Source organism: Pseudomonas urethralis (assembly GCF_021602465.1).
Lineage (GTDB): Bacteria > Pseudomonadota > Gammaproteobacteria > Pseudomonadales > Pseudomonadaceae > Aquipseudomonas > Aquipseudomonas vlassakiae.
On record NZ_BQIJ01000009.1, the window covers coordinates 155,448 to 178,383 of the forward strand.

At 63.7% G+C, this 22,936-nt stretch carries 22 protein-coding genes; 16 read left to right on the forward strand and 6 right to left on the reverse strand.

The window, feature by feature from the left end:
* Positions 1 to 12: 12 nt before the first annotated feature.
* Entirely contained in the window at positions 13 to 663 is a 651-nt protein-coding gene (locus L6D64_RS16485; RefSeq protein WP_176507095.1) for a YciC family protein, read from the reverse strand.
* 155 nt (positions 664 to 818) lie between these two features.
* On the opposite strand from L6D64_RS16485, the gene L6D64_RS16490 reads away from it, so the two are divergent.
* The 5 genes from L6D64_RS16490 (at position 819) to L6D64_RS16510 (ending at position 5,167) form a co-directional block, all read left to right on the forward strand.
* Complete coding sequence (locus L6D64_RS16490) at positions 819 to 1,592, forward strand: DUF2076 domain-containing protein (protein ID WP_176507096.1); 774 nt, start codon at positions 819 to 821, stop codon at positions 1,590 to 1,592.
* Between the two features lie 67 nt (positions 1,593 to 1,659).
* Positions 1,660 to 2,139 (forward strand): LabA-like NYN domain-containing protein, encoded by a 480-nt coding sequence (locus tag L6D64_RS16495; RefSeq protein WP_176507097.1) that lies wholly within the window; start codon positions 1,660 to 1,662, stop codon positions 2,137 to 2,139.
* An 8-nt stretch (positions 2,140 to 2,147) separates the two neighbouring features.
* Complete coding sequence (locus tag L6D64_RS16500; protein ID WP_176507098.1) at positions 2,148 to 2,753, forward strand: 3'-5' exonuclease; 606 nt, start codon at positions 2,148 to 2,150, stop codon at positions 2,751 to 2,753.
* Positions 2,754 to 2,862: 109 nt separating this feature from the next.
* Positions 2,863 to 3,780: a drug/metabolite exporter YedA gene (gene yedA, locus L6D64_RS16505; RefSeq protein WP_176507099.1), complete on the forward strand. Its 918-nt coding sequence runs from the start codon at positions 2,863 to 2,865 to the stop codon at positions 3,778 to 3,780.
* 55 nt (positions 3,781 to 3,835) lie between these two features.
* A complete protein-coding gene (locus L6D64_RS16510) occupies positions 3,836 to 5,167 on the forward strand; it encodes an RNA helicase RhlE1 (RefSeq protein WP_176507100.1) in 1,332 nt (443 codons plus the stop codon).
* Positions 5,168 to 5,188: 21 nt separating this feature from the next.
* On the opposite strand, the gene L6D64_RS16515 is transcribed toward L6D64_RS16510, so the two are convergent.
* The 3 genes from L6D64_RS16515 to pmrG all read right to left on the reverse strand — a co-directional run bounded on the left by L6D64_RS16515 (position 5,189) and on the right by pmrG (position 8,219).
* The gene (locus L6D64_RS16515; RefSeq protein WP_176507101.1) at positions 5,189 to 6,430 is read right to left on the reverse strand and encodes a TIGR03862 family flavoprotein; all 1,242 of its coding nucleotides are present in this window, start codon (positions 6,428 to 6,430) and stop codon (positions 5,189 to 5,191) included.
* 149 nt (positions 6,431 to 6,579) lie between these two features.
* Complete coding sequence (locus L6D64_RS16520; protein ID WP_176507102.1) at positions 6,580 to 7,494, reverse strand: histone deacetylase family protein; 915 nt, start codon at positions 7,492 to 7,494, stop codon at positions 6,580 to 6,582.
* Positions 7,495 to 7,532: 38 nt separating this feature from the next.
* Entirely contained in the window at positions 7,533 to 8,219 is a 687-nt protein-coding gene (gene pmrG, locus L6D64_RS16525) for a lipopolysaccharide core heptose(II)-phosphate phosphatase PmrG (RefSeq protein WP_176507103.1), read from the reverse strand.
* A 167-nt stretch (positions 8,220 to 8,386) separates the two neighbouring features.
* Between pmrG and L6D64_RS16530 the strand changes: the two genes are divergently transcribed.
* The 4 genes from L6D64_RS16530 (at position 8,387) to L6D64_RS16545 (ending at position 11,674) form a co-directional block, all read left to right on the forward strand.
* The gene (locus L6D64_RS16530) at positions 8,387 to 8,959 is read left to right on the forward strand and encodes a GNAT family N-acetyltransferase (protein ID WP_176507104.1); all 573 of its coding nucleotides are present in this window, start codon (positions 8,387 to 8,389) and stop codon (positions 8,957 to 8,959) included.
* A 147-nt stretch (positions 8,960 to 9,106) separates the two neighbouring features.
* Positions 9,107 to 9,976 carry an acyl-CoA thioesterase II gene (gene tesB, locus L6D64_RS16535; protein ID WP_176507105.1) on the forward strand — a complete coding sequence of 290 codons (870 nt, stop codon included), beginning with the start codon at positions 9,107 to 9,109 and terminating at the stop codon, positions 9,974 to 9,976.
* Complete coding sequence (locus L6D64_RS16540) at positions 9,973 to 10,563, forward strand: HAD family hydrolase (RefSeq protein ID WP_176507106.1); 591 nt, start codon at positions 9,973 to 9,975, stop codon at positions 10,561 to 10,563. The genes tesB and L6D64_RS16540 overlap by 4 nt, the downstream gene beginning before the upstream one ends.
* 100 nt (positions 10,564 to 10,663) lie before the next feature.
* A complete protein-coding gene (locus tag L6D64_RS16545; RefSeq protein WP_176507107.1) occupies positions 10,664 to 11,674 on the forward strand; it encodes a zinc-dependent alcohol dehydrogenase family protein in 1,011 nt (336 codons plus the stop codon).
* Between the two features lie 19 nt (positions 11,675 to 11,693).
* Here the strand turns inward: L6D64_RS16545 and L6D64_RS16550 are convergent, their stop codons facing one another.
* Positions 11,694 to 12,389: a FadR/GntR family transcriptional regulator gene (locus L6D64_RS16550; RefSeq protein WP_176507108.1), complete on the reverse strand. Its 696-nt coding sequence runs from the start codon at positions 12,387 to 12,389 to the stop codon at positions 11,694 to 11,696.
* 259 nt (positions 12,390 to 12,648) lie between these two features.
* Between L6D64_RS16550 and L6D64_RS16555 the strand changes: the two genes are divergently transcribed.
* Both L6D64_RS16555 and gudD read left to right on the forward strand, forming a co-directional pair.
* Positions 12,649 to 14,001, forward strand: coding sequence for an MFS transporter (locus L6D64_RS16555; RefSeq protein ID WP_176507109.1), 1,353 nt, complete (start codon positions 12,649 to 12,651; stop codon positions 13,999 to 14,001).
* Positions 14,002 to 14,020: 19 nt separating this feature from the next.
* On the forward strand, positions 14,021 to 15,376 hold the full coding sequence (gene gudD / locus L6D64_RS16560) for a glucarate dehydratase (protein WP_176507110.1): 1,356 nt from the start codon (positions 14,021 to 14,023) through the stop codon (positions 15,374 to 15,376).
* A gap of 109 nt (positions 15,377 to 15,485) precedes the next feature.
* Here the strand turns inward: gudD and L6D64_RS16565 are convergent, their stop codons facing one another.
* Positions 15,486 to 16,373, reverse strand: coding sequence for a LysR family transcriptional regulator (locus tag L6D64_RS16565; RefSeq protein ID WP_176507111.1), 888 nt, complete (start codon positions 16,371 to 16,373; stop codon positions 15,486 to 15,488).
* A 99-nt stretch (positions 16,374 to 16,472) separates the two neighbouring features.
* Between L6D64_RS16565 and L6D64_RS16570 the strand changes: the two genes are divergently transcribed.
* From L6D64_RS16570 to L6D64_RS16590, 5 genes are all read left to right on the forward strand, one after another.
* Positions 16,473 to 17,423 carry a 2-hydroxyacid dehydrogenase gene (locus L6D64_RS16570; RefSeq protein ID WP_176507112.1) on the forward strand — a complete coding sequence of 317 codons (951 nt, stop codon included), beginning with the start codon at positions 16,473 to 16,475 and terminating at the stop codon, positions 17,421 to 17,423.
* Between the two features lie 153 nt (positions 17,424 to 17,576).
* Positions 17,577 to 18,920 (forward strand): MFS transporter, encoded by a 1,344-nt coding sequence (locus tag L6D64_RS16575; protein ID WP_176507113.1) that lies wholly within the window; start codon positions 17,577 to 17,579, stop codon positions 18,918 to 18,920.
* Between the two features lie 365 nt (positions 18,921 to 19,285).
* A complete protein-coding gene (gene gabP, locus L6D64_RS16580) occupies positions 19,286 to 20,677 on the forward strand; it encodes a GABA permease (protein WP_176507114.1) in 1,392 nt (463 codons plus the stop codon).
* A gap of 144 nt (positions 20,678 to 20,821) precedes the next feature.
* Complete coding sequence (locus L6D64_RS16585) at positions 20,822 to 21,901, forward strand: PDDEXK nuclease domain-containing protein (protein ID WP_176507115.1); 1,080 nt, start codon at positions 20,822 to 20,824, stop codon at positions 21,899 to 21,901.
* Positions 21,902 to 22,081: 180 nt separating this feature from the next.
* Complete coding sequence (locus L6D64_RS16590) at positions 22,082 to 22,933, forward strand: STAS domain-containing protein (RefSeq protein ID WP_176507116.1); 852 nt, start codon at positions 22,082 to 22,084, stop codon at positions 22,931 to 22,933.
* The last annotated feature ends 3 nt before the right edge of the window (positions 22,934 to 22,936 follow it).

The following is a 22,936-nucleotide window of genomic DNA, read 5'->3' on the forward strand; positions in this document are numbered from 1 at the left end:
GGCGGGAGCTGATCAGGCTTCAGCTTCCAGCAGCATGAACAGGCGATACAGCACCACGGTGCTGAACAACTGCAAGAACCCACTCAAGCTGTCCAGGGCCAGTTCGACGCCCGGCGCGGGCTCGGGGAAGGCCATCAGCAGCAGGCCATCGATCAGCCAGATCGGCGCCAGCACGCCGAGCACGCAGATCATGATGCGCAGGAAGTGCCCGGTGGTCATGCGCGCACTTTCACGCATCGACTGCACCACCGGCAGGCCACGCAGCACCAGCAGGTACTCGGCGAACACCAGGTTGATCATGATCCACACGCCCGGGAACACCAGCAGCGCCAGGCCGGCCATGATCAGCAGCGAGCTGATCGTGATCAGCAGGGCCAGTTGCGGCCACAGCTGCACGGCGCGGGCGAACAGGTCGCGTTTGCGGATCTGCTGGCCGTTGCTGCGGGTGTCCAGGTAGAGGATCAGCGCCGCGCTGTACAACGGGTAGAACAACAGGCTGATCAGCATGCCGTAGGCCGGCGAGGCCTGCTCGCCCAGCTGGCGGTACAGCAGCTGGGTGGAAAAGGCTTCGAGCACCACCAGCGGCAGGCATAGCGGAATGATGCTGGCCAGGTGGCGGCGGAAGAAGTACAGGGAGTCGCGCAGAACGCTCAGCGGATTCATCAGTCAACATCGCAAGGCAGTAAAAGCAGGGGCCTAACTTTAGCCCAGAGCGGTCACTTGCTGAAAAAAGTTTCACCCGCGCGGTGATTGAATCCTTGGGCCGGGCGCCCCATCTTTGCCATGTCCGATGTCCTGCTAGCCCATGAGGTAGCCCCATGAACACTGATGAACAAACCCTGATCGACGGCCTGTTCGGTCGCATCAAGCAAGCCGAAGACCCAAACCAGCCGCGTGATGCGCAGGCGCAGGCACGGATCGAGGAGCATGTCCGCCAGCAGCCGGCAGCGCCTTACTACATGGCCCAGGCGATCCTGGTTCAGGAAGCCGCGATCAAGCGCCTGGACGAGCAGAACAAGCAGCTGGAGGCCGAACTGAAGCAGGCCCGGGCCCAGCTTGAGGCGACCCGTGCCAGCAGTGGCAATGGCGGCGGTGGGTTCCTCTCCAGCATCTTTGGTGCCGGTGCGCGCAATCCGGAGCCGGTTCAGCCGCAGCGCCCTAGTGCGCCGGTAGCATCGGGTGGCGGTTGGCGCGAGCCGAGTGCGCCAGGCTTCTCTCAGCCGCAGCCGCAGCCGCAGATGCAGGCTCAAGCACAGCCGCAACAGCCTGGCTTTGGCGCCGCGCCAGCGCGCAGCGGCGCCAGCAGCTTCCTCGGTGGTGCAATGCAGACCGCTGCGGGCGTCGCCGGTGGCGTGTTGCTGGCGCAAGGTATCAGCAGCCTGTTCCACCACAACTCGCAGCCTGAAGAGGTGGTCGAGGTGATCAAGGAAGAGCCGGCACCGGCCAGTGACAGCGGCGGCTGGCATGACCAGGGCGCACAGCAACAAGTCGCCGATAATGGCGGCTGGGGCAATGACCAGGGCGGCTGGGCCGATACCGACTACGGTAATGATGGGGGTGGCTTCTTCTCGGATGACGATACGTTCGTCTGACCGGTCTGGCATACTGCTGGCATTCCGAAGGGGCGCTTTGCGCCCCTTTTCATGTCGAGGGTATGTGGTGAAAAAGATCGCGCTGTTCGCCGATGTGCAGAACCTCTACTACACCGTGCGCCAGGCCCATGGTTGCCACTTCAACTACACCGCACTGTGGAAGCAGGTCAGCCGCGAAGGCGAGATCGTCGAGGCCGTGGCCTATGCCATCGATCGCGGTGACAGCAAGCAGCAGCAATTCCAGCAGATCCTGCGCAACCTCGGCTTCGATGTGCGCCTGAAACCGTTCATCCAGCGCAGCGACGGTTCGGCCAAGGGCGACTGGGACGTGGGCATCACCCTCGATGTGATCGATGCCGCCAGCCGGGTCGACCAGGTGGTGCTGGCCTCGGGTGATGGTGACTTTGACCTGCTGCTGGAGCGAGTCATCCAGCGCCATGGCACCGAGGCGGTAGTCTATGGCGTCCCCGGCCTGACGGCATTGTCGCTGATTCGCGCCGCCACCCGTTATGTGCCCATCGAGGGTGCGCTGTTGCTCAAGCACTAAGGTTTTTCATGGAACGTATTGCAGTCATCGACTTTGAAACCACCGGTATTTCCCCTGGCGCCGGTTGCCGCGCCACCGAAGTGGCGGTGGTGATGCTGGAGGGCGGGCGCATCGTCGAGCGCTATCAGAGCCTGATGAACGCTGGCGTGCCAGTCCCGGCCTTCGTCGCCGGGCTGACCGGCATCACCACCGCCATGTTGCGCACTGCACCACCGGTGGACAGGGTGATGAACGAGGTTGCCGAATTCGTCGGCGAGACCCCGCTGTTGGCGCACAACGCCGCCTTCGACCAGAAGTTCTGGGATTATGAGCTGAGCCGTATCGGCCGCAGCCGTCGCCAGGCCTTCGCCTGCTCACTGCTGCTGTCACGGCGTTTGCTGCCGGCGGCGCCCAACCACAAGTTGGGTACCCTGACCCGTTGGGCCGGGCTGCCGGATACCGGCACCGCGCACCGGGCCATGGCCGATGCCGAAATGGCTGCCAACCTGCTGCAACACCTCGCCGGCGTGCTACGCCAGGGCCATGGTGTCGAGCAACTCTCCCATGCGCTTCTATGCCGCCTGCAGAAAACCCCAGCAGCGAAAGTCCGCAACACCTTGTCCAGGCTGGTCTGATCGGCGCACTAAAAGTGTGCCGCTCATTTCGCGCGGTTTTGTAACTTATCTTTGCCTGGACGCAGCCCTAAACTCGGTCACCCGAAAACGGATTTCTGAGTTGCCTGCCATGCCTGCCTCCCGTCGCTTTCCGCTGTTGCTCATCGGCGCCTTCATTGCCCTGTATCTGGTCTGGGGTTCCACCTACCTGTTCATTCGCATCGGTGTCGAATCGTGGCCACCGATGCTGATGGCCGGTGTGCGTTTCATCATCGCTGGCGGTTTGCTGTATGGCTTCCTGCGCTGGCGGGGTGTGCCGGCCCCGACCTGGCCGCAATGGCGTGCGGCCGGAGCGATCGGTTTCCTGTTGCTCAGCTGCGGCAATGGTGGGGTGACAGTGGCCGAGCATGCGGGTGTGGCCTCGGGCGTGGCCGCGCTGGCGGTGGCGACGGTGCCGTTGTTCACGTTGCTGTTCGGTTTGCTGTTTGGCCACCGCAACTCGCGGCTGGAGTGGGCCGGTATCCTGCTCGGGTTGCTGGGTATCGCCTTGCTCAACCTCGGTTCCAACCTGCAGGCCAGCCCAGTGGGCGCGGCGTTGGTGGTGTTCGCTGCGGCGTCGTGGGCGTTCGGTTCGGTGTGGAGCAAGAGCCTGCCATTGCCCCAAGGCCCGATGGCCAGTGCCGCCGAGATGCTGGTAGGCGGCGCGGTATTGCTGTTGGGCAGTGCACTGTCCGGTGAGCGCATGACACAGATGCCGACCCTTGCCGGCTGGGGGGCGCTGGCTTACCTGGTGCTGTTCGGTTCGATCCTCGCCTTCAGTGCCTACATGTACCTGCTCAAGAACGTGCGGCCGGCAGCGGCCACCAGCTACGCCTACGTCAACCCGGCGGTGGCGGTGCTGCTGGGTATCCTCTTCGCCGGGGAACAGATCGGCACCGAGGAGTGCCTGGCCATGGCGGTGATCATCGGCGCGGTGGTGCTGATCGGCCTGCCGCAATGGCGCAAGGCGCCAGAGCAGCCGATGAAAGGCGAAATCTGCAGCAAGTAGCCAGGGGCGATGCGGTAAACTTGCCGCCTTCGCTGAACCCCCTGACGGTATTGCCATGAATTTCGCCAAACTCGGCCTGATCGAACCGCTGCTGCGCACCTTGCAGCAGCTGGACTACACCACCCCGACCCCCGTCCAGGCCAAGGCCATCCCCGCCGTGCTGGCCGGCCGCGACCTGATGGCCGCAGCCCAGACCGGCACTGGCAAGACCGCCGGCTTCGCCTTGCCGGTGCTGCAGCGCCTTGCCCTGGAAGGTGAGAAGGTTGCCAGTAACTCGATCCGTGCGCTGGTGCTGGTACCGACCCGCGAGCTGGCCGAGCAGGTGCACGACAACGTGCGCGAATATGCCGAAAACCTGCCACTGAGCACCTATGCCGTCTACGGCGGGGTCAGCATCAACCCGCAGATGATGCGCCTGCGCCGTGGCGTCGACCTGCTGGTGGCCACGCCCGGCCGACTGCTCGACCTGTTCCGCCAGAATGCGGTGAAGTTCAACCAGGTGCAGACACTGGTACTCGACGAAGCCGACCGCATGCTCGACCTGGGCTTTGCCGAAGAGCTGCAGTCGGTTTATGCCGCCTTGCCGCGCAAGCGTCAGACGCTGCTGTTCTCCGCCACCTTCTCCGAGCAGATCCGCATGCTCGCCGGCCTGGCCCTGAACGACCCGCTGAGCATCGAAGTCAGCCCGCGCAACGCCGCGGCGACCACGGTCAAGCAGTGGCTGGTGCCAGTGGACAAGAAGCGCAAGGCCGACTTGTTCATGCACCTGCTGCGCAAGCAGCGCTGGAAGCAGGTGCTGGTATTCGCCAAGACCCGCAATGGCGTCGATCAGTTGGTCGAGCGCTTGCTGGCCGACGGGGTGAATGCCGACGGTATCCACGGCGACCGCCCGCAGGCCACCCGCCAGCGTGCACTGGACAGCTTCAAGGCGCGGGAGATCCAGGTGCTGGTGGCCACCGATGTGGCGGCCCGAGGCCTGGACATCGACGACCTGCCGCTGGTGGTCAACCTCGACCTGCCGATCGTGGCCGAGGACTATGTGCACCGTATTGGCCGTACCGGCCGCGCCGGTAACAAGGGCGAGGCGATCTCGCTGGTGTGTGCCGATGAAGTGCAGATGCTGTCGGCGATTGAAGTGCTGACCCGGCAGACCCTGCCGCGCCATGAGGAACCGGACTTCATCCCTGAGCACCGGGTACCGATGACCGATGCCAGTGGCCAGGTGATCAAGAAGCCGAAAAAGCCCAAGAAACCGAAAGAGAACGGCGCCAAGCGCGGACTGGGGCGCTGGATGGACAGTGCCGAGTCGGCAGTGGCGGAGCCCTCGGTGAAGGCCGTACGCAAGGTACCGAGCTTCAACAGCGGGCCGCGCAAGCGCAAACCGTAAGCAGACACTGTGGGAGCGGGGTCAGCCGCGAGATTTCAGCCAGTCTGCTGCAGCTCGCCCCGCGCGCAAACCACTGGCAAAGCACGCCGTCAGCAGATACCCCCCGGTCGGCGCCTCCCAGTCCAGCATTTCGCCCGCGCAGAACACCCCCGGCATCCGGCGAATCATCAACCCTTCATCCAGCCCTTCGAAACGCACGCCACCGGCGCTGCTGATCGCTTCGTCCAGCGGTCGCGTTCGTACCAGCGCGATCGGCAACGCTTTGATTGCACGTGCCAGCGCCTGAGGATCAGCGAACGTCGCCTGATCCGTCAGCTCCCGCAGCAGCGCTGCCTTGACCCCATCGATCCCCAGCTGACCCTGCAGGTGCTTGGCCATCGAGCGCGATCCGCGTGGTTTGGCCAACGCCTGGGCAATTTTGTCCACAGGCTTGTCCGGCAGCAGGTCGAGCAGTAGTTTGGCTTGGCCCTGGTGCTCGATGGCCTGGCGCAACTGCGCCGACCATGCATATACCAGGCTGCCCTCGACGCCCTGCGCGGTGAGGATGAACTCGCCTTTGCGCGGCGCCATGCCCGGTACGCTGAGGGCAATGTTCTTCAGCGGCGCCCCCGCGAACTTGTCCACAAGCAGCGCACTCCATCCCTCCACTTCGAAACCGCAGTTGCTCGGCCGCAGCGGCGAGATATCCACAGTGCGTTCGGCCAACAACGGCTGCCAGGCGCCGTCGGAGCCCAGCCTTGCCCAGCTGGCGCCACCCAAGGCCAGTACCACGGCATTGGCCTTGACCTGCAATTCACCCTGTGGATAAGCGATTCGCAAGCTACCGTCGGCATTCCAGCCCAGCCAGCGATGGCGGGTGTGGATAACCACATCATTGTCACGCAGGCGCTTCAGCCAGGCGCGCAGCAGCGGGGCCGCCTTCATGTCGGTGGGGAAAACCCGGCCTGACGTACCGACAAACGTGTCGATACCCAACCCGTGGATCCACTGGCGCAGCGCATCGGCATCGAAGTCGTGCAGCAACCCGTCGATTTCAGCTTGCCGCTCGGCGTAGCGCGAAACGAACTGTGGATAAGCTTCCGAATGGGTGATGTTCATGCCGCCGACGCCGGCCAGCAGGAACTTGCGGCCCACCGAAGGCATGGCATCGAACACTTCCACCGCCAGGCCCGCCTGGGCCATGGCTTCAGCCGCCATCAGGCCAGCAGGGCCGCCGCCGATCACGACGGCCAGGGGAGGGGAAGCGGGTTTTTTATCGGGCATGGTAGGCAGCAGGTTGTGGAAAAGATTGCGCATTCTAGCGCAGCCGGGCCAACCCACGTACTGAACAAAAAGTGATCAGTGTTCTACAGCCCCCACCGGTTAAGGGCTGCAGCGCCTTTCCCGCAGGTTATCCACAAGCGGTTCCACAGTCATTGTGAACAACCTATGACACGCGCCGCACTGTGATGAAGAATGCCGTGGCGCCTGGCCAAGGCTTCGCGGTCCTTGCTGTAGCCGCCACCGATGACCCCGACCACCGGGATGTCACGGCCCAGGCAGTGGCGCATCACCAGCTCGTCACGCGCCGCCAGGCCATCGTCGGTGAGTTGCAGGTAGCCCAGGGCATCGTCCTTGTGCACATCGACACCGGCGTCGTACAGCACCAGGTCGGGTTGATAGAGCGGCAGCAGGTAGTTCAGCGCATCGTCCACCACCTTCAGGTATGCCGCATCGCCCATGCCGCGTGGCAGGGGAATGTCCCAGTCGCTGTGGGCCTTGCGTGCCGGAAAGTTCTGTTCGCAGTGCAGGGACACGGTGATGGCGTCCGGGGTGTCCTGGAGGATGCGCGCCGTGCCGTCGCCCTGGTGCACATCGCAGTCGAAGATCAGCACCCGGTGCACGCGCCCGGCTTCGAGCAGGTAGCGGCTGATCACCGCCAGGTCATTGAAGATGCAGAAACCGGCCGGATGGTCGTAGTGGGCGTGGTGGGTGCCACCGGCCAGGTGGCAGGCGATGCCATGCTGCAGTGCCATCTCGGCGGTCAGCAGCGAACCACCCACGGCACGCACGGTACGCCGGGCCAGGGCTTCGCTCCAGGGCAGGCCGAGGCGGCGCTGGTCCTCGCGGGACAGTTCGCCATTCATGTAGCGCTCGATGTAGCCGCGGTCATGGGCCAGGGCGAGGATGTCGTTGGGGCAGATGTCCGGGCGCAGCAGGGCCTGGTCGGTGGTCAGGCCGCTGCCCACCAGGTGGTCGCGCAGCAGGCGGAACTTGTCCATGGGAAAGCGGTGCCCGGCAGGGAATTCCGGGCTGTAGTCGTCGTGGTAGATCAGCGGCAGCGGCATGGGACGTTCGCAATCGGGGCCAGCGCTGATCTTGCCAGTTATTTCCCCACGCTGGCCAATACCCGTTGCCAGTCTGGCTCGTTCAAGCGCCCAAGGATGCGCGCCTTGCCGTTGGCGTCCACCGAGACGAACAGCGCGCTGGCGTAGTTGCTCTCGCGCTCACCCCCGGCCACGCCCTGCTGGCGGGCGAAGTGATCGATGCAGCCATTGTGGGTGACCAGCACCAGGTTGTGCCCAGCACGCTTGCGCGCCAGCGCTTCGCGGGCGAACTGGTTGTCGCAGCTTTCCAGCCAGGCTTCGCTGGCAACGGCCTGGCCAAGGATGAAGTGAGCCGTCTGCAGGGTACGTACTTTGGGGCTGGCGAGCACATCGGCATTGCCCAGGCCCAGTTGTTTCAAGCCTTGGCCGACCCGGGTGGCGGCCTCGCTGCCGGCCACGGTGATGCCAGTGGGGTCGTTCAGGCAAGGGCCGGGCGCGCTGTCGCAACGTTCGGCATGGCGGATCATCACGATCACTGCACCGTCGGCCCAGTCCTGCAGCAGGCCGCTTTCGTTCAACTGCCGCTCGTTGCCAAGGTCCACGATATGGGTCCTCGTTGACAGCCAGGTGGTGACCGCTGCGATGACCATGCACAAACCGAGAGCGGCACCAAGGGCTTTGCGTGACATGCGTCGCTTGCGACGGGCGTGGATGGCGGGATGGCCCAAGGTGTTGCTCGGCTGCATGCGTCACTCCAATGGCGCGGCGGTGGTGTGGGGGCATTGTGCTCAGCCGTCTGTCGGGGGCTGGTGAAGGGGTTGTGAAAATTGCATTCCGGGCGCTGCCGGTTGCGTGAGAAACCTGGCCGCGCCTACGCTGTAAAATGCCATCGCGTAAAACCGGAGCTGTTCCCATGACCCCCATCCTCCACCTGGAAAGTGCCCGGCTGGTGTTGCGCCAATGGCACGATGACGACCTGCGCGAATTTGCGGCGATGTGTGCCGACCCGCAGGTGATGCGTTATTTCCCTGCGCCCATGACGCGGCTTGAAGCGGCGGCGCTGATCGGCAGGATCCGCGGGCATTTCAACGAATACGGCTTCGGCCTGTGGGCGCTTGAGCGAAAAGACAGCGGGGCGTTCATCGGCATGACGGGCTTGCTCAATGTCAATTTCGACGCGCCGTTCGCCCCGGCGGTGGAGATTGGCTGGCGCCTGGCCCGGCGTCACTGGGGCCTGGGCTTTGCCAGCGAGGCGGCATGGACCTGCCTGCGTTGTGCTTTCGCCCAATTGCGCGTGGAAGAGGTGGTGTCGTTCACTAGCGAGAGCAACTTGCCGTCGCAAAAAGTCATGCAGGCCATCGGCATGGTCCAGGACGTCGATGGCAGCTTCGACCACCCCCGCCTGCCCATCGGCCACCCGCTGCGCCCTCATGTGCTGTATCGCATCGACCGCGCGCATTGGGAGCAGACCCTGCGCACTGAATGAGCCGCCATGCACGGTGTCGGTGACAAACCTTGTATCATTTACTCATCCCTGAAAGGTGCTCGCCGAAAGATGTTCAGCGCCTGTGAAACCGAGCGCCGCTCAGCGGCGCATCGCGAGCAAGGCTCGCTCCTACAAGGAGAACCCCCGATGAGTCATGTTTTGGACGACCTGGTCGACCTGTTGAGCCTCGAGTCGATCGAGGAGAACCTGTTCCGTGGCCGCAGCCAGGACCTCGGCTTCCGGCAGCTGTATGGTGGCCAGGTGCTGGGCCAGTCGCTGTCGGCGGCCAGCCAGACGGTCGAGGATGCGCGCCATGTGCATTCGCTGCACGGTTACTTCCTGCGCCCGGGCGATGCCAGCTTGCCGGTGGTGTATTCGGTCGACCGCGTGCGTGATGGCGGCAGCTTCAGCACCCGGCGGGTGACGGCGATCCAGAAGGGCCAGCCGATCTTCACCTGCAGCGCGTCGTTCCAGTACGACGAGCAAGGTTTCGAGCACCAGGTGCAGATGCCCGACGTGGTCGGCCCGGAAAACCTGGCGACCGAAGTCGAGTTGGCCAGCGCCCATGCCGACAAGCTGCCCGAACGCATCCGCGACAAGGTGCTGTGCGCCAAGCCGATCGAGATCCGCCCGGTGACCGAGCGCGATCCGTTCAACCCCCAGCCCGGCGACCCGGTGAAGTACGCCTGGTTCCGCGCCGACGGCTCTTTGCCTGACGTGCCGGCGCTGCACAAGTACCTGCTGGCCTACGCTTCCGATTTCGGCCTGCTGACGACGTCGCTGCTGCCCCATGGCAAATCGGTGTGGCAGCGCGACATGCAGATCGCCAGCCTCGACCATTCGCTGTGGTTCCACCGTAACCTGCGCGCCGATGAGTGGCTGTTGTACGCCACCGACAGCCCGTGGGCTGGTAATGCCCGGGGTTTCTGCCGCGGCAGCATCTTCAACCGCGCCGGCCAGTTGGTGGCATCGTCGACCCAGGAAGGCCTGATTCGCCACCGCAAGGACTGGGCATGAGCCTGGCCGAAATCCGCAACTGGGTGTTCGACATGGACGGCACCCTGACCGTGGCGGTGCACGATTTCGCCGCCATCCGCGTCGCCCTGGATATCCCGGCCGAGCACGACATTCTCACCCATCTGGCGGCACTGCCGGCGGCGGAAGCGGCGGCCAAGCATGCCTGGCTGCTGGAACATGAGCGCGACCTGGCGATTGCCTCGACAGCGGCCAACGGGGCCGTGGAGCTGGTGCGTGAGCTGGCCGAACGTGGCTGCCGGCTGGGCATCCTGACCCGCAATGCGCGGGAGCTGGCGCATGTGACGCTGGAGGCGATCGGCCTGGCGGATTGCTTCCAGGTCGAGCACATTCTCGGGCGCGATGAGGCCGAGCCGAAGCCGAGCCCGGATGGGCTGTTGAAGATTGCCAACAGCTGGGGCGTGGCGCCCGGCGAGTTGGTGATGGTTGGGGATTATCGCTTTGACCTGGACTGTGGGCGGGCCGCTGGCGCGCGCACGGTGCTGGTGAACCTGCCGGAAAACCCGTGGCCGGAGCTGGTGGATTGGCATGCAGCAGATTGCCGGGCCTTGCGGGTGATGCTGGGCTGAATTATCTGGCGCCAGTTCCGGCCCTTTCGCGGGCGAGCCCGCGAAAGGGCCCACACTGGCTATGCTGAACCCCAGTCTTTCTCTGAATGGAGCCTCAGTCATGACCAGCAAGGCCATCTATGTGCAACCCGGCGGCGGCTACGACAAGGTCGAGGTCGGCACCTGCGAGGCCCCAGCGCCCAAGGCCGGCGAGATCACCGTGCAACTGCATGCCAGCTCCCTCAACTACCACGACTTCGCCGTGGTCAGTGGCATGTGGGGCCCGAGCGAGCGGCGCATTCCCATGGCCGACGGCGCCGGCGAAGTGGTCGCGGTCGGCACAGGTGTGAGTGAATTCAAGGTCGGCGACAACGTCGTCAGCACCTTTTTCCCGGACTGGCTCGACGGCCAGGCCAACGTCGAAGGCTTTGCCCGGGTGCCTGGCGATGGCATTGATGGTTATGCCCGCGAGCAGGTAACGGCCCCGGTCACTTCGTTCACGCTGGCACCCAAGGGGTTCAGCCACGCCGAGGCTGCAACCCTTACCACGGCCGGCCTCACCGCCTGGCGCAGCTTGATGAGCGATGATCACCTCAAGCCCGGTGACACGGTGCTGGTGCAGGGCACCGGCGGTGTGTCGATCTTCGCCCTGCAGTTCGCCAAGCTGGCAGGGGCCACGGTCATCGCCACGTCGTCCAGCGACGCCAAGCTCGAACGCCTGAAGGCCCTCGGCGCCGACCACCTGATCAACTACAAGAGCACCCCGGCCTGGGGCGAGAAGGCCCGTGAGCTGACTGGCAATCGCGGCGTCGATCATGTGATCGAAGTGGGTGGGCCGGCGACCCTGGAGCAGTCGATGATCGCCGCGCGCATTGGTGGGCATGTGTCGCTGATCGGCATTCTGACCGGTGTGGCCGGGCAACTGCCGCTGGTGCAGGCACTGGTACGGCAGATCCGCCTGCAAGGCGTGCTGGTGGGCAGCCGTGCGCAGCAGCAGGCGATGGTGCGGGCGATCGATGCCAACGGCTTGCGGCCAGTGGTGGACAAGCATTTCGAGCTGGAGCAGATCGTCGAGGCGTTCCGCTACCAGGAAAGCAACCGGCATTTCGGCAAGATCTGCCTGACCTGGTGAAGCGGCAACGACAGCGGCCCTAGTCCGGCAGCAGGCGATCGCGGCTGTTGGACAGGTGCAGGCAGATCGCCGCCCGCGCCGCGTCCGGGTCTTGCCGGCGGATGGCATTGAGGATCGCCTCATGCTCCAGGTTGGCCAGGTAGGCATGCCGCGCCAGGTTGGCGCCGGCGCGTTCGGCCAGGGCCATGCGGTTACGCGGGATCAACCCGTTGCCCAGTTGCGCCATCATCTCACTGAAATACAGGTTGCCGGTGGCCTCGGCGATCAACAGGTGGAAGCGCCGGTCTGCCTCGATGCAGCTGTCACCGGCAGCCGCCAGGTCCTGGTAGTCATCCAGCGCCTTGCGCATGCGTGCCAGGTGCTCGTCGTTGCGGCGCACGGCAGCGAGCGCGGCCGCCTGGCCCTCCAGGCCGATGCGCAGCTCCAGCAGGTCGCGCACGCTCGCGGCATTTTCCGCCCCCACGCGCAGACCCGCCTGGCCCTGGCGCTCCATCACGAAGGTGCCGATGCCATGGCGTGGCTCCACCAGCCCTGAGGCCTGCAATTTCGACAGCGCTTCACGGACCACGGTGCGGCTGACGCCATGCTCGCGCACCAGGGTGTTCTCAGACGGCAGTTTGTCCCCCGGCTTGAAAGTGCCCAGCAGGATTTGCTGGGTCAGGCTCGACACCAGGTCGTGGGCGCGGCTGTGGCTGCGTTTGGCTGGAATATCCATGAGGAGTCCGGAGCTGATTGTCTTGTATGACAAGTTAATCAATAAAAATATTTTTTGCCCGTATTTTCGCTGCACGGTGCAGGGCTGTTAATCGATTTCTAAGCATGTTAGACGCTATTTGCTGGTTTATCAGCTTGTATTTTGCCATTTAGGCGCAATTCGACATCTTGTCGTACAACTTCGCTGCGCCTATGCTCCGTTCCACTGTCATGTCAGACAACCTCGACCCGCACAAAAACAATTAGTGGGAGATATACCTGTGAACGACACCCTCGCTCCGTCTGCCCGGAATGAAGGCGACGCCTTGGCCAGTGCCGTGGCCAAGGTCAAGCGCCACGTCCTGCCGCTGTTCGTCATCATGTTCATCGTCAACTACCTTGACCGCGTCAATATCGGCTTCGTCCGTCCGCACCTGGAAAGCGACCTTGGCATCAGTGCCGCCGCCTTCGGTTTCGGTGCCGGGCTGTTCTTCATCGGCTACGCGCTGTTCGAAGTGCCCTCGAACATGCTGTTGCAGAAAGTCGGTGCGCGGCTGTGGCTGACCCGCATCATGTTCACCTGGGGCCTGGTCGCCACCGCCATGGCCTTCGTCCAGAACGAAACCCAGTTCTACGTGCTGCGCTTCCTGTTGGGCGTGGCCGAGGCAGGCTTCTTCCCCGGCGTGATCTACTACTTCACGCGCTGGTTGCCGGCCGCCGAGCGCGGCAAGGCGATTGCCATCTTCCTCAGCGGTTCGGCATTGGCATCGCTGATTTCCGGGCCGCTGGCCGGCGCGCTGATGCAGATCCAGGGCCTGGGCCTGCATGGCTGGCAGTGGATGCTGTTCATCGAAGGCATGGCCTCGGTGGCCCTGTGCTTCTTCGTGTTCTTCTGGCTCGACTCCAAACCGCAGGATGCCAGGTGGCTGAGCCCGGCCGAACAGGACGCGCTGGTGGCGACCATCGACCGTGAACAGCGTGAGCGTGAAGCCGTGGGCGCAGTGAAGCCATCGGCCTGGCGCCTGCTCCAGGACCGCCAGATCGTGCTGTTCTGCCTGATCTACTTCTGCATCCAGCTGACCATCTACGCCGCCACCTTCTGGCTGCCGAGCATCATCAAGCGCATGGGCGACCTCAGCGACCTGCAGGTCGGCTTCTTCAACTCGATCCCGTGGCTGATCTCGATCATCGCCATGTACGCCTTCGCTGCCGGTTCCACGCGCTGGAAGTTCCAGCAGGCCTGGGTTGCCGGTGCCTTGCTTGTCGCGGCCATCGGCATGTTCATGTCCACCACGGGCGGCCCGGTGTTCGCCTTCGTCGCCGTGTGCTTCGCCGCCATCGGCTTCAAGTCGGCCTCGTCGCTGTTCTGGCCGATTCCGCAAGGCTACCTGGACGCCCGTATCGCCGCGGCCGTGATCGCCTTGATCAACTCGGTCGGCAACCTCGGCGGCTTCGTCGCCCCCACCACCTTCGGCCTGCTCGAACAGCAGACCGGGTCGATCCAGGGCGGGCTGTATGGCCTGGCCGTGACCTCGGTGCTGGCGGCCATCGCCGTCTTCTTCGTACGCATACGCCCAAAGGGCGCTTCCTCTGACCAGCACAAGGCGCCTTCGGCCTTGGGCCAGACCCACTGATGACTGCGAGACAACGACCATGAACATGCAGACCAATCCCGCCGTACACACCAGCACCCCAGTGGTCACTGACCTGCGGGTGATTCCCGTGGCCGGCCACGACAGCATGCTGCTTAACCTCAGTGGTGCCCATGGCCCGTACTTCACCCGCAATGTCGTGGTGCTGCGCGACAGTGCCGGCAACACCGGCCTGGGCGAAGTGCCCGGTGGAGAGAAGATCCGCCAGACCCTGGAAGACGCCCGCAACCTGGTGGTTGGCCAGCCGATCGGCCACTACCAGCGCGTGCTCAATGCCATGCGCCAGACTTTCGCCAACCGCGATTCTGCAGGCCGCGGCCTGCAGACCTTTGACCTGCGCATCACCGTGCACGCGGTGACGGCCATCGAGTCGGCGCTGCTCGACCTGCTCGGCCAGCACCTCAACGTGCCAATGGCGGCACTGCTGGGTGAAGGCCAGCAGCGCGACGCGGTGAAGATGCTCGGTTACCTGTTCTACATTGGCGACCGCCAGCAGACCGACCTGGCCTACCGCGACGAAGCCGACGCCGATGACGACTGGTTGCGCCTGCGCCATGAAAAGGCCCTGACCCCGGAGGCGGTGGTGCGCCTGGCTGAAGCAGCCAGGCAGCGCTATGGCTTCAGCGACTTCAAGCTCAAGGGTGGAGTGTTGCGCGGTGAGGAGGAAATGGAGGCCGTGACGGCCCTGGCCGAACGCTTCCCGCAAGCGCGGATCACCCTTGACCCGAACGGCGCCTGGTCGCTGCAAGAAGCCATCGCCCTGTGCCGCGACAAGCACGATGTGCTGGCCTATGCCGAAGACCCGTGCGGGGCCGAGAACGGTTATTCGGGCCGTGAAGTGATGGCCGAATTCCGCCGTGCCACCGGCCTGCCGACCGCCACCAACATGATCGCCACCGACTGGCGGCAGATGGGCCACGCAATCCAGTTGCAGTCGGTGGACATCCCCCTGGCCGACCCGCACTTCTGGACCTTGCAGGGTTCGGTGCGGGTGGCGCAGATGTGCCATGACTGGGGCCTGACCTGGGGCTCGCACTCGAACAACCACTTCGACATTTCGCTGGCGATGTTCACCCAGGTGGCGGCGGCGGCGCCGGGTGAAATCACGGCCATCGATACCCACTGGATCTGGCAGGACGGCCAGCGCCTGACCCGTGAGCCGCTGCGTATCATCGATGGCCATGTGCGGGTGCCGGAGCGGCCGGGGCTGGGCGTTGAACTGGATGAAGACCAGCTGGCCAAGGCCCATGAGTGCTACCGCAACATGGGGCTGGGGGCGCGGGATGACAGCGTGGCGATGCGGTTCCTGATCCCGGGCTGGAGTTTCGACAACAAGCGGCCGTGCCTGGTGCGTTAAGGTATAGGGCCTCTTCGCCGGTAAACCCGCTCCCACAGGGAATGCATAGGCTTCCAGGCTTGTGCAGTACCTGTGGGAGCGGGTTCACCCGCGAAGAAGCCACCACTGTTCATCCTGCTTCAAAGAATGCCCGCGCCATCGCCACAAAGCCCCCCAGCACCGGGTTCGGGTTATCCCGGCAAAACGCCAGAAAGATCTCCGCCTGCTGCTCCATGCCCACCAACGGCTTGAACACCACCTGCTCCAGGCGCAACGCCTGCGCCGAAGCCGGCACCACCGCGCAGCCCAGCCCGACATTGACCAGGCCCAGGATCGAATGGGTCTGCCCCAGCTGATGCCGATACTGCGGCTGCACCTCGTGCCGGGCGAACAGGTTGGCGATGCGGTCATGGAAATAGCGCCCTTCGTTGGCGCTGTACATCACGAACGGCTGCCCAGCGAAATCGCTCGGCCTGAGCCGCTCGCGTGCCGCCAGCGCATGCCCGGCGGGCAGGGCGGCGACGAAGGGTTCGCGGTGAATCGGCAGGTACTCCACGCGGGCGCTGGGCAGCACCTGGCGCACCAGGCCGACATCGATCAGGCCGGCCTCCAGGTCATGCACCTGGGTGGACGAGACCCGTTCGCTGAGCAGTAACTCGATGTCGGGCAAGGTCTGGCCGGCGTGCACCAGCAAGCGCGGGATCATGCTGTAGGCGCCGACGGCGGTGAAGCCCAGCGTCAGGCGACCTGCTTCGCCATGGGCGATACGCCGTGCCGACTGGCTGGCCGACTCGGCGACTTGCAGGATACGCCGGGCATCTTCGAGAAAACTCTGCCCGGCCAGGGTCAGGCGCGCCTGGCGATTGTTGCGCTCCAGCAACAGCACCCCCAAAGAATGTTCCAGCAGCTGGATCTGCCGGCTCAGCGGTGGCTGGGTCATGTGCAGGCGGATGGCGGCGCGGCCGAAATGCAGCTCCTCGGCGACGGCGACGAAGCAGCGCAACTGGTGCAGCTCCATGATTCAATTCCTGAATTATTCGATCCAGCATCTATATTAGACCTGTATCAAATGTGGACCTAGCATCGAGTCATGTCTTTGAACTGCCGGATGCCCACGATGAACAACGACGCCATCGACGTGCTGCTAACCCAGCCCGTACCCGAGGCCATTGATGCCCAGCTGGTGAGTACTTACCGGGTGCATCGGCTGTATCAGCATGACCACCCGCAACAGCTGCTGGCCGAGGTTGGCCCGCGCATTCGCGCGGTGGTCACTGGCGGCGCCAAGGGCGTGTCGAACGCGCTGATGGACCAGCTGCCCAGCCTTGAGATCGTCGCCATCAGCGGCATCGGCACCGACGCCGTGGACCTGCGCCACGCGGCCAGCCGCGGTATCCACGTCACCACCACGCCGGGCGTACTCACCGCTGATGTGGCGGACCTGGCGATGGGCCTGATCATCAGCACCCTGCGCCGCCTGGGCGAAGGGGAGCGGCTGGTGCGTGACGGTTTGTGGGGTAGGGTGAACCTGCCATTGGCGCGCAAGGTCAGCGGCATCGAACTGGGTATCGTCGGGCTCGGCGAGGTGGGCAAGGCCATCGCCCGGCGCGCCGCTGCATTCGACATGCGCATTGCCTACAACGGGCGGCGCGAGCAGCCGGAAACCGGCTACCGCTACGAACCCGATCTGATCGAGTTGGCGCGCTCGGTGGATGTGCTGGTGGTGGCGGCTTCAGCCGATGGCGGCCGGGTGCTGGTAACGGCGCAGGTGCTCGATGCACTGGGGCCGGAGGGGTACCTGGTCAATGTGGCGCGGGGCAAGTTGGTCGATGAGCACGCGCTGGTCGAGGCACTGCGCGAACAGCGCATCGCCGGGGCCGGGCTGGATGTGTTCGTCGATGAGCCATCTGTGCCGCCGGCCTTGCGTGACCTGAATCAGGTCAGCCTGCAGCCGCATCGCGGCAGCGCCACGCTGCAGACCCGGCTGGCGATGGGGCAGATGGTGCTGAACAACCTTCAAGCCTGTTTTCGAGGCGAGGTGCCGCCGAATCGGGTGATCGACCTCTAGGGCCCTTCGCGGCTAAAGCCGCTCCTGCAGGGACATCGCCGTGTGTAGGAGCGGCTTAAGCCGCGAAGGGCCAGATCAGGCAACACAAGGCCCCAGGGCCACACCTTCTCTGTACAAAAACAATCGCTTCCACCGAGAAGCAAGAGGGTCCACATGAACAGCAAATCCGCCGTCGCCCCATCGCAGGCCGTGGCCGGAGTCGGCCGCCACCGTTTCCTGGTCCTGGCGCTGATCTTCGTCATCACTGTGATCAACTACGCTGACCGCGCCACCCTGTCGATCACCGGCACCGAAGTACTCAAGGACCTGGGCCTGGACCCTGTGATGCTGGGGATGATCTTCTCGGCGTTCGCCTGGGCTTACGCCCTGGGCCAGGTCCCCGGCGGCTGGCTGCTCGACCGCTTCGGCGCGCGCCGGGTGTATGGCTTCAGCCTGGTCCTGTGGTCGCTGTTCACCCTGCTGCAAGGCACCGTAGGCTGGCTGGGCCTGGCCGGGTTTTCTGCGGCGGTGGCGCTGTTCTCAATGCGCTTCATGCTCGGCCTGGTGGAGTCACCCGCGTTCCCGGCCAACTCACGCATCGTCAGCTGCTGGTTCCCCACCCGTGAGCGCGGCACGGCCTCTGCCTTGTTCAACTCGGCGCAGTACATGGCCGTGGTGGTGTTCACCCCGCTGATGGCATGGATGACCCACAGCCTGAGCTGGGAGCAGGTGTTCATCTGGATGGGCGTGCTGGGGCTGCTGCTGAGCGTGGTGTGGTTCCGCCTGTATCACGAACCGCACAGCGCGCCAGGGTTGAGCCGCGAAGAGCTGGACTACATGCGCGAGGGCGGCGCACTGGTCGACCTGGAAAAGGAGCGCAAGACCGCCAAGAGCAAACCGACCCGTGCCGAGATCGCCCAGCTGTTCACCAGCCGCAACCTGTGGGCGGTGTACCTGGGGCAGTACTGCATTACCGCGCTTACCTACTTTTTCATCACCTGGTTCCCAATCTACCTGATCAAGGGCCGTGGCATGACCATCATGGAAGCCGGCTGGGTCGCTGCGCTGCCAGCCATCTGCGGCTTCACCGGCGGCATCCTCGGCGGCTTCGTTTCGGACTGCCTGATCCGCCACGGCGTGCACCCGTCGAAGGCACGCAAGACCCCGTTCGTGATCGGCATGGCGCTGTCCACCAGCCTGGTGCTGGCCAACTATGTGGACGGCAACGCGGCGGTGATCGCCCTGATGACCCTGGCGTTCTTCGGCAAGGGCCTGGCGGCGGTGGGCTGGGCGGTGCTGTCGGATGTGGCGCCGAAGAAGATGGTCGGCCTGTGTGGTGGCGTGTTCAACGGCATCGGCAATATTGCGGGAATCGTCACCCCGCTGGTGATCGGTTACGTGGTCGCCAGCACCGGTTCGTTCCACAACGCACTCTGGTTCGTGGCCGCCCATGGCGTGCTGGGGATCTTCGCTTACCTGTTGCTGGCCAGGCGTTTCGAACGCACTGGGCAGGCGTAGGCAGACGCCTGAGCAACAGAGGCCCCGGGGAACCGGGGCTTTTTTGTGCCTGCTGAAAACACATCCAAATGAAAAACGGAAGCTTCAGATGGCCCGCTGGCGTGATCGGGCATGCCATTCGCGACATCTGGCGCTCAGGGAAATGCCCTGTCGTGATCGAACAGTTCCGAGGCGTTCTCGTGTAATTTCCCACAGCCTTACGGGGCTTAAATGAAGCCCGAACCACACCGGCATCTTGCTCTGTGACGTGTGCCAAAGATCAACAACAGCGCACCCGCAACGTGTCGACTTCCTGATTTGAAAGGAGATATTTTCGCCTACGCCTGCCCGTCCTTCCTTGTGTCAGCAAAAAGAGAACAAGATCAATGAACACCGTGGGATCTGATGGCAACCTTGCACAAGGTTTCAAGCCACGTCATGTAACGATGCTGTCCATCGCCGGCATCATCGGTGCCGGACTTTTCGTAGGCTCCGGGCACGCCATCGCGGCTGCCGGGCCAGCCACCATACTTTCCTACTTCGTGGCCGGGACCCTGGTGGTACTGGTCATGCGCATGCTCGGCGAAATGGCCGTGGCGCATCCGGACACGGGATCTTTCTCCACCTACGCTGACCAGGCCATCGGCCGCTGGGCCGGCTATACCATCGGCTGGTTGTACTGGTGGTTCTGGGTACTGGTGATCCCGATCGAGGCATTGGCGGCAGGGCACGTGCTCAACGCCTGGTTCCCCGATATCCCCAGCTGGATCTTCGCCCTCGCCTCGGTGCTGTTGCTGGCGGGCACCAACCTGTTCAGCGTGGCCAAGTACGGCGAGTTCGAGTTCTGGTTCGCCATCCTCAAGGTCACCGCCATTCTCGGCTTCATCGGCCTGGGCTTCGCTGCGCTGCTGGGCTGGCTGCCCGAGCGTCAAGTCAGCGGCCTGAGCGGGCTGATGGCCGAACATGGTGGCTTCGTGCCCAAAGGCTGGTCGGCGGTGATCGGCGCGTTCATCACTGTGATGTTCAGCTTCATCGGCACCGAGGCCGTGACCATCGCCGCGTCCGAATCCAGCGACCCGTCGCGCAACATCGCCAAGGCCACCCGTTCGGTGATCTGGCGGATCAGCACCTTCTACATCCTGTCGATCTTCGTGATCATCTCGGTGGTGCCGTGGAACGATCCACAGCTGGCAGTGGTGGGTTCTTACCAGCGTGCGCTGGAAATCATGAACATCCCCAATGCCGCTTTCATGGTCGATCTGGTGGTGCTGGTGGCCGTGACCAGCTGCATGAACTCGTCGATCTACATCGCCTCGCGGATGATGTACTCGCTGGCCAAGCGCGGCGACGCCCCGGCGCTGCTGAACAAGACCTCCAAGGTCGGTGTGCCACGCGCCGCAGTATTCGGCAGCACCCTGATCGGCGCCGCCATCGCCATCCTCAACTATTTTGCACCCAAGGGTGTGTTCGAGTTCCTGCTGGCCAGCTCCGGCGCCATCGCGCTGCTGGTGTACATGGTCATCGCCATCTCCCAGCTGCGCATGCGCCGCCGCCTGGAGCGCGAGAACACGGAGCTCAAGTTCCGCATGTGGTTGTTCCCGTACCTGACCTGGGCGGTCATCATTTTCATCTCCGGCGCGCTGGCCGTGATGATGTACACGCCTGAACACCGGGCGGAAGTGAGTTCGACCTTGAGCCTGGCGATCGTGATTTCCTTCCTGGGAATCGTGACCTCCCGGGGCCATGCGCAAACGGTGGGGGCGCGGTCGATGGGGTGATTGAGTTCACCTTGCAACAAAGGCGAGGGCACCCAGTGGATGGGTGCCCTTTGCTTTTTGAAACACTTGATCGGTGCTGTTGGCAGTTGGAGGGTGGTTTGGTGGGGGTAGACTTCCTGCGCAATTCATACAGGGAGTCGAGGCATGAGCGCGAAACAACAAGACGCCAATGCGCCAGTGGCTTCTCCGTCGGTAAAGGATGACCGTTTCGAGGAAGTGCTGGCGTTGATTCACGGGGCCCGGCAACGGGCGGTGCAGGCAGTCAATACCCAGTTGATCGATTTGTACTGGCAGGTGGGGGGCTATATCAGTCGCAAGCTGGAGCAAGCGGAGTGGGGCGATTCGGTGGTCAGCCAATTGGCCGCACATCTCGCCCAAACGCAGCCGGGGCTGCGAGGTTTCACCCGCGCGAATCTGTTCCGGATGCGTCAGTTCTACGAGTCATATCAGGGTGACGAGAAAGTCGCACCACTGGTGCGACAATTATCCTGGAGTCATAACCTCATCATCATGGGGCAGTGCAAGCAGCGCGATGAGTGCCAGTTCTATGTGCGCATGGCCGTTCAGGAGCGGTGGTCGAGGCGTGAGCTTGAGCGACAGTTGAAGGCAGCGTTGTATGAACGCAGCATCGCCAGTCCGGCAAAAGTCTCAGCAGCGCTGAGACAGAATTATCCTGCTGCCATGGATGTTTTCCGGGATGCCTATGTGGTTGAGTTCCTTGGCCTGCCTGGAGGCCATGCCGAAGCTGATCTGCATCGCGCATTGATGGATCGGCTCAAAGAATTCCTGATCGAGCTGGGCAGAGACTTGTGCTTCGTCGGCTCCCAATACCCATTACAGGTAGGCGGCCGCGACTTCGCTCTGGACCTGCTGTTCTTCCACCGGGGTCTCAATTGCCTGGTGGTGATCGAGCTCAAAGTCGGTCGCTTTGAGCCGGAATACCTGGGCAAGCTCGATTTCTATCTGGAAGCCCTGGATCGCAATGAGCGCAAACCTCATGAAAACCCTGCCATCGGTGTATTGCTGTGTGCCAGCAAGGACGACGAAGTGGTCGAATACGCGCTCAACCGCAGCTTGTCACCCGCTTTGATTGCGGAGTACCAGACACGACTGCCAGACAAGGCACTACTGCAGGCCAAGTTGCACGAGTTCTACGCCTTGGGGGCTACTTCTGATGACGGCGCTAGAGCTCGGTCAGACCATCGCGCCCCTGGCGTTCGCTGAGCTTGTCGGTGCGCTGCTGAACCGCTCGCTGCCCACCTGGGTGTTGAAGACAGCGCGCAGACATGGCCCATTGCAACTATCTTTCCCGTGCGCTACAACTATTTGAGTGTGAAGATGTCATTCTCAACAGGCTGGCGCCCACCAGGGATGCCGGCCTTAACGCACAGGAGCGAAAGGCACATGGCAGCATTGCAAGGCAGCACGTTGGAAGCGATCAAGGCAAACCAGGCTCAGCTGATCAATGAGTGGCTTGCGGCCCTGGAAGCCAGCGGCGCCACACGCAACATCAAAGAGCAGACGCTCAACCAGGAAGCCCGCGAATTCCTCCAACTGCTGTCGCAAGGCATGCAATCGGATGGCGACAACAATGTCGCTACGGGTGAATGGGAGGAAACACGGCGCTTTTTGGAGAAGTTGTCTGCCAGCCGTGCCCAGCTCGGTCATGATTCGCACCAGACCGTCTATTTCATCTTCGCCCTCAAAGGCCCGTTGTTTGGCTTGCTACAGGCCCATTACAGCGATGAGCCGGCGCGCCTCGCCGAGCAGCTGTGGTGCATCTCCGAACTGCTCGACAGCCTCGGCATGCACACCATGCGTACCTACCAGAAAACCCGCGAAGCGGTGATCAAGCGTCAGCAGGAAGAGCTGCTGGAGCTGTCCACCCCCGTGGTCAAGCTGTGGGACGGCGTGCTGGCGCTGCCGCTGATCGGTACCCTGGACTCGCAACGCAGCCAGACTGTGATGGAATCGTTGCTGCAACGCATCGTCGACACCGACTCGGAAATCGCCATCATCGATATCACCGGCGTGCCGACCGTCGATACCCTGGTCGCCCAGCACCTGCTCAAGACGGTGACTGCTATCCGCCTGATGGGCGCCGACTGCATCATCAGCGGGGTGCGCCCACAGATCGCCCAGACCATCGTTCATTTGGGGCTCGACCTGGGCACGCTGACCACCAAGGCCAACCTTGCCGACGCGCTGAAACTGGCCCTGTCACGCCTGGGTGTGAGCCTGGCCGAGCGGGGATAAGGC

Coding starts and splice junctions, on each gene's coding strand:
- L6D64_RS16485 (WP_176507095.1), bottom strand. CDS start 663: ATGAATCCGCTGAGCGTTCTGCGCGACTCCCTGTACTTCTTCCGCCGC.
- L6D64_RS16490 (WP_176507096.1), top strand. CDS start 819: ATGAACACTGATGAACAAACCCTGATCGACGGCCTGTTCGGTCGCATC.
- L6D64_RS16500 (WP_176507098.1), top strand. CDS start 2,148: ATGGAACGTATTGCAGTCATCGACTTTGAAACCACCGGTATTTCCCCT.
- yedA (WP_176507099.1), top strand. CDS start 2,863: ATGCCTGCCTCCCGTCGCTTTCCGCTGTTGCTCATCGGCGCCTTCATT.
- L6D64_RS16510 (WP_176507100.1), top strand. CDS start 3,836: ATGAATTTCGCCAAACTCGGCCTGATCGAACCGCTGCTGCGCACCTTG.
- L6D64_RS16515 (WP_176507101.1), bottom strand. CDS start 6,430: ATGCCCGATAAAAAACCCGCTTCCCCTCCCCTGGCCGTCGTGATCGGC.
- L6D64_RS16520 (WP_176507102.1), bottom strand. CDS start 7,494: ATGCCGCTGCCGCTGATCTACCACGACGACTACAGCCCGGAATTCCCT.
- pmrG (WP_176507103.1), bottom strand. CDS start 8,219: ATGCAGCCGAGCAACACCTTGGGCCATCCCGCCATCCACGCCCGTCGC.
- L6D64_RS16530 (WP_176507104.1), top strand. CDS start 8,387: ATGACCCCCATCCTCCACCTGGAAAGTGCCCGGCTGGTGTTGCGCCAA.
- tesB (WP_176507105.1), top strand. CDS start 9,107: ATGAGTCATGTTTTGGACGACCTGGTCGACCTGTTGAGCCTCGAGTCG.
- L6D64_RS16540 (WP_176507106.1), top strand. CDS start 9,973: ATGAGCCTGGCCGAAATCCGCAACTGGGTGTTCGACATGGACGGCACC.
- L6D64_RS16545 (WP_176507107.1), top strand. CDS start 10,664: ATGACCAGCAAGGCCATCTATGTGCAACCCGGCGGCGGCTACGACAAG.
- L6D64_RS16550 (WP_176507108.1), bottom strand. CDS start 12,389: ATGGATATTCCAGCCAAACGCAGCCACAGCCGCGCCCACGACCTGGTG.
- gudD (WP_176507110.1), top strand. CDS start 14,021: ATGAACATGCAGACCAATCCCGCCGTACACACCAGCACCCCAGTGGTC.
- L6D64_RS16565 (WP_176507111.1), bottom strand. CDS start 16,373: ATGGAGCTGCACCAGTTGCGCTGCTTCGTCGCCGTCGCCGAGGAGCTG.
- L6D64_RS16570 (WP_176507112.1), top strand. CDS start 16,473: ATGAACAACGACGCCATCGACGTGCTGCTAACCCAGCCCGTACCCGAG.
- L6D64_RS16575 (WP_176507113.1), top strand. CDS start 17,577: ATGAACAGCAAATCCGCCGTCGCCCCATCGCAGGCCGTGGCCGGAGTC.
- gabP (WP_176507114.1), top strand. CDS start 19,286: ATGAACACCGTGGGATCTGATGGCAACCTTGCACAAGGTTTCAAGCCA.
- L6D64_RS16585 (WP_176507115.1), top strand. CDS start 20,822: ATGAGCGCGAAACAACAAGACGCCAATGCGCCAGTGGCTTCTCCGTCG.
- L6D64_RS16590 (WP_176507116.1), top strand. CDS start 22,082: ATGGCAGCATTGCAAGGCAGCACGTTGGAAGCGATCAAGGCAAACCAG.